Source organism: Xanthomonas sp. SHU 308 (genome assembly GCF_000364645.1).
Classification (GTDB): Bacteria; Pseudomonadota; Gammaproteobacteria; order Xanthomonadales; family Xanthomonadaceae; genus Xanthomonas_A; species Xanthomonas_A sontii.
This window is the reverse complement of sequence record NZ_AQOK01000335.1, coordinates 1-4150: the sequence shown is the minus strand read 5'-3', so window position 1 is coordinate 4150 and position 4150 is coordinate 1. Positions and strand designations below refer to the sequence as shown.

The 4150-nt window shown below is 69.2% G+C and carries 3 protein-coding genes; 2 read left to right on the top strand and 1 reads right to left on the bottom strand.

The annotated features are described in order from the left end of the window. Positions 1-1229, bottom strand: a 1229-nt coding sequence (locus D588_RS0111620) for an efflux RND transporter periplasmic adaptor subunit (RefSeq protein ID WP_017916097.1), incomplete at its 3' end; no start/stop codon positions are given. A gap of 286 nt (positions 1230-1515) precedes the next feature. On the opposite strand from D588_RS0111620, the gene D588_RS0111615 reads away from it, so the two are divergent. Together D588_RS0111615 and queF are read left to right on the top strand one after the other, a co-directional pair. Beyond that, positions 1516-2820, top strand: coding sequence for a M20 family metallopeptidase (locus D588_RS0111615; RefSeq protein ID WP_017916096.1), 1305 nt, complete (start codon positions 1516-1518; stop codon positions 2818-2820). A gap of 368 nt (positions 2821-3188) precedes the next feature. Continuing rightward, positions 3189-4007: an NADPH-dependent 7-cyano-7-deazaguanine reductase QueF gene (gene queF / locus D588_RS0111610; protein ID WP_017916095.1), complete on the top strand. Its 819-nt coding sequence runs from the start codon at positions 3189-3191 to the stop codon at positions 4005-4007. The last annotated feature ends 143 nt before the right edge of the window (positions 4008-4150 follow it).

The following is a 4150-nucleotide window of genomic DNA, read 5'->3' as shown; positions in this document are numbered from 1 at the left end:
CCGCCGCCGCGGCGTCCGCCGCCGCGCTGCTGCTGCTTGCCCTCGGCCGCCTTCAGTTCGGCCTCGGTCGGCTCCGGCGGCGCTTCGCCCGGCTTCAGCGCGTTCACCTTGGTGCCGGGCTTGAGCCGGAACTGGCCTTCGGTGACAACCCGCTCACCGGCCTTCAGGCCTTCCGTCAGCTGCACGTGGCTGTCGCCCACTTCCGCGCCCTGCTTCACCGTCTGCATCTTGACCGTGTTGTCGGCCTGCACCACGTACACGTAGTCGCCGTTGGGCCCGCGCTGCACCGCCTGGGTCGGGACCACCACGCCGTCGGCCACGGTGCGCAGGGTCAGGCGCACGTTGACGAACTGGCCCGGCCACAGCGCGCGGTCGTCGTTCGGGAACACCGCGCGGACCTTGAACGTGCCGGTGTCGGCGCTGATCTGGTTGTCGATCACGTCGACCTGGCCGTCGCTGGCGATCGGATGCGCATCGGTGCGGTCCAGCGCGGTCACCGGCAGCGGCGCGGCCGCCTGCGCCTGGCGCACGTCCTGCAGCTGGATCTCCGGCAGGTTGAAGGTCACGTAGATCGGGTGCACCTGGGTGATGGTGACGATGGTGCTGCTGGTGCTGACGATGTTGCCCACGTCCACGCCACGGATGCCGGCGATGCCGTCGCTGGGGGCGAGGATGCGGGTGTACTGCAGCTGCACCTGCGCCGCACGCATCTGCGCGTCGTTGGCGGCGACCGCCGCTTCGTACTGCGCCACCTGGTTGCGCTGGGTGTCCAGGTCGGTCTTGGCCACGTACTGGCGGTAGGCCGGCGAGTCGGAGCGCTGGAAGGTGGAACGCGCGGTGGCCAGCAGCGCCTGGTTCTGGCGCTTGCTCGCCGCGGCCTGGTCGTAGCTGGCCTGCAGCGAGCGCGGGTCGATCTGCGCCAGCAGCTCGCCCTTCTTCACTTCCTGGCCTTCGCGGAAATTCAGGCTCATCAGCTGGCCGCCGACCTGCGGGCTGACGGTGACGGTGCTCAGCGCGGTCACCGTGCCGGTGGCGGTGGCGTAGATCGGCACCGCCTGGTGGGTGGCGGCGACGACCGTCACCGGGACCTGCGTGTTGTCGCTGTCGTCGCCCATGCCGTCACCGGGGCCGCCGCCCTTGTGATGTCCGCCGCGCATGACGCGCATGCCCACCACCACCACGGCCACCGCTGCGAGGATCAGCAGCGCAATCTTCCAGAAACGCGACATCCGGGGAAACTCCTGTGGCGAGGCGGGGTGGAGGGCCCTCCCGCAGTGGCTGGTGACGAGCGAGAAAGCATATCGCCGGCGCGTTGCGATTGGACCATGACTGAAGGGACAGACCCTGCGGGCGGGCAAGGCCGGTCGTCCGCTCTCGCAACGCGCAGGCGGCGCATCGGTTGACACGGATTCGCAAGGGTTTTTTGTCCGCAACGGGATCCGTGGCCGCCCCTCGCCGGCGGCCGATGCACTACAGTGACTGAACGCCCGTTGCGTCCCGATCTGGAGCCCTGCCATGCCGCGCCTGTCCCGCCTGCTGTCCGCGATGCTGTTCGCCGTCCCCGCCCTGGCCTGGGCGCAGAGCGCCGAGCGCCCGGAGGTGACGGCCGCCGCGGCCAAGCTGCAGGCCAAGGTGGTGGAGTGGCGGCGCGACTTCCACCAGCACCCCGAGCTGTCCAACCGCGAGGAGCGCACCGCCGCCAAGGTCGCGGAGCGATTGCGCGCGCTGGGCCTGAAGCCGCAGACCGGCATCGCCCACCACGGCGTGGTGGCGATCGTCAAAGGCGCGCTGCCGGGGCCGAAGATCGCCCTGCGCGCGGACATGGACGCGCTGCCGGTGACCGAGCAGACCGGCCTGCCGTTCGCCTCCAAGGCGACCAGCGAGTACCGCGGCGAGACCGTGGGGGTGATGCACGCCTGTGGCCACGACGCGCACACCGCGATCCTGCTCGGCGTCGCCGAGGCGCTGGTGGCGATGCGCGCGCAACTGCCGGGCGAGGTCATGCTGGTGTTCCAGCCGTCGGAGGAGGGCGCGCCGGGCAACGAGGAGGGCGGCGCCTCGCTGATGCTCAAGGAAGGCCTGTTCCGCGACTTCAAGCCGCAGGCGATGTTCGGCCTGCACGTGTTCTCCAGCGTCCAGGCCGGCAAGATCGCGGTGCGCGGCGGCCCGCTGATGGCCGCCTCGGATCGTTTCAGCATCAAGGTGATCGGCCGCCAGACCCACGGCTCGGCGCCGTGGAACGGCATCGACCCGATCGTGACCAGCGCCGACCTGATCGGCGCGGCGCAGACGGTGATCAGCCGCCGCGCCAACCTGTCCAAGCAGCCGGCGGTGCTCAGCTTCGGCGCGATCAAGGGCGGCATCCGCTACAACATCATCCCCGACGACGTGGAGATGGTCGGCACCATCCGCACCTTCGACGAGGGCATGCGCCAGCAGATCTTCGCCGACCTCAGGACCGTCGCCGAGCACACCGCCGCCGCGCACGGCGCCAAGGCCGAGGCGCACGTGCCCGACCAGGACGGCAACCCGGCCACGGTCAACGACCCGGCGCTGACTGCGCGCATGCTGCCCAGCCTGCAGGCGGTGGTCGGCGCCGGCAACGTCTACGAACCGCCGCTGCAGATGGGCGCGGAGGATTTCTCGTTCTACGCGCAGCAGGTGCCGTCGATGTTCTTCTTCGTCGGCGCCACCGGCCCCGGCATCGACCCGGCGACTGCGCCCAGCAACCACTCGCCGCAGTTCCTGCTCGACGAAACCGCCCTGGACGTTGGCCTGCGCGCGATGCTGCAGGTGACGCTGGATTATTTGAAGCAGTGATTGGGGAGTCGGGATCGGGGATTCGTAAGCGCGTGGGTGCGGCGGCTTAGGGAATCGTCATCGGTGCTGCCCCATCGCATATCCGTTGGAGCGGCGCTCGATCGTCCCCGGGGAGTCAACCGTCATGCAGGCGCGAGGCGCGAGTGGCGCGCTTGCCGATGGCGCAATGCGTCGGGACTGAAGTCCCTCCCACAGTGCATCCGGCGGGCTCGCGGTGAGCCTTTGTGGAAGCGACCTCGGTCGCGACGTGCAACGCCTCGCATCGACGCACGCACGTCGATCCAAGTGAGCCAGATTTTGCTTTTGCCAATCCCGAATCCCAGCCCCATACACCTCCCAGCCAGAACGCGCCCGCTACACTGCACGGCATGAACACCCCCCAGGATTCCAGTCTCGGCCGCGAGGTCGCCTACCCGTCGCAGTACGATCCCGCGCTGCTGTTTCCCATCCCGCGCGCTGCGGCGCGCACCGAGATCGGTCTCGACCCCGCGGCGCTGCCGTTCTTCGGCGTGGACCGCTGGCACGCCTACGAACTGAGCTGGCTCGATGCGCAGGGCAAGCCCTGTGTCGCCACCGCGACCCTGCACGTGCCGTGCGCCTCGCCCAACCTGATCGAATCCAAATCGCTCAAGCTCTATCTCAACTCGCTCAATGCGATGCGCTTCAACAGCGCCGAAGCGCTGCGCAGTTGCATCGTCACCGACCTGTCGGCGCGCGCCGGTGCCGACGTGGCGATGGAGTTCGGCCTGCCGCCGATGGACACGCTGGGCGAGGGCGAGTCGCTCGATGCGCTGGACATCGCCATCGACTGCTACGGTCCGCCGTGTCCGGACTTCCTGTCCGCTGCCGATGGCGATGTGGTCGAGGAAACCCTCACCAGCGAATTGCTCAAGTCCAACTGCCCGGTCACCGGCCAGCCGGACTGGGCCTCGCTGCATGTGCGCTATCGCGGCGGCCGCATCGACCGCGAAGGCCTGCTGCGCTACCTGATCAGTTTCCGCGAGCACGCCGGCTTCCACGAGCAGTGCGTGGAACGCATCTTCCACGACCTGATGACCCGCTGCCGGCCGCAGTCGCTGCAGGTGGAGGCGCGCTACACCCGCCGCGGCGGCCTGGACATCAATCCCTGGCGCGCCACCGCGGACGTGACCGAACCGCTGAGCTTCCTGCGCGATCTGCGTCAGTAGAGCGGCGCTGACACCGCGATTGCGCCATCGGCCGCGACGAGCGACTTCATCGACGCGGCCGAGCGTGCTGCAGTCGGGACTGAAGGGCACCTCTAAAAACCCCGCCTTTGGCATCATTGGTCTGGAGAACACGCCGAGGACGC

Excerpts from the sequence above, each read along its gene's own strand:
- queF (WP_017916095.1), top strand. The coding sequence starts at position 3,189 with ATGAACACCCCCCAGGATTCCAGTCTCGGCCGCGAGGTCGCCTACCCG.
- D588_RS0111615 (WP_017916096.1), top strand. The coding sequence starts at position 1,516 with ATGCCGCGCCTGTCCCGCCTGCTGTCCGCGATGCTGTTCGCCGTCCCC.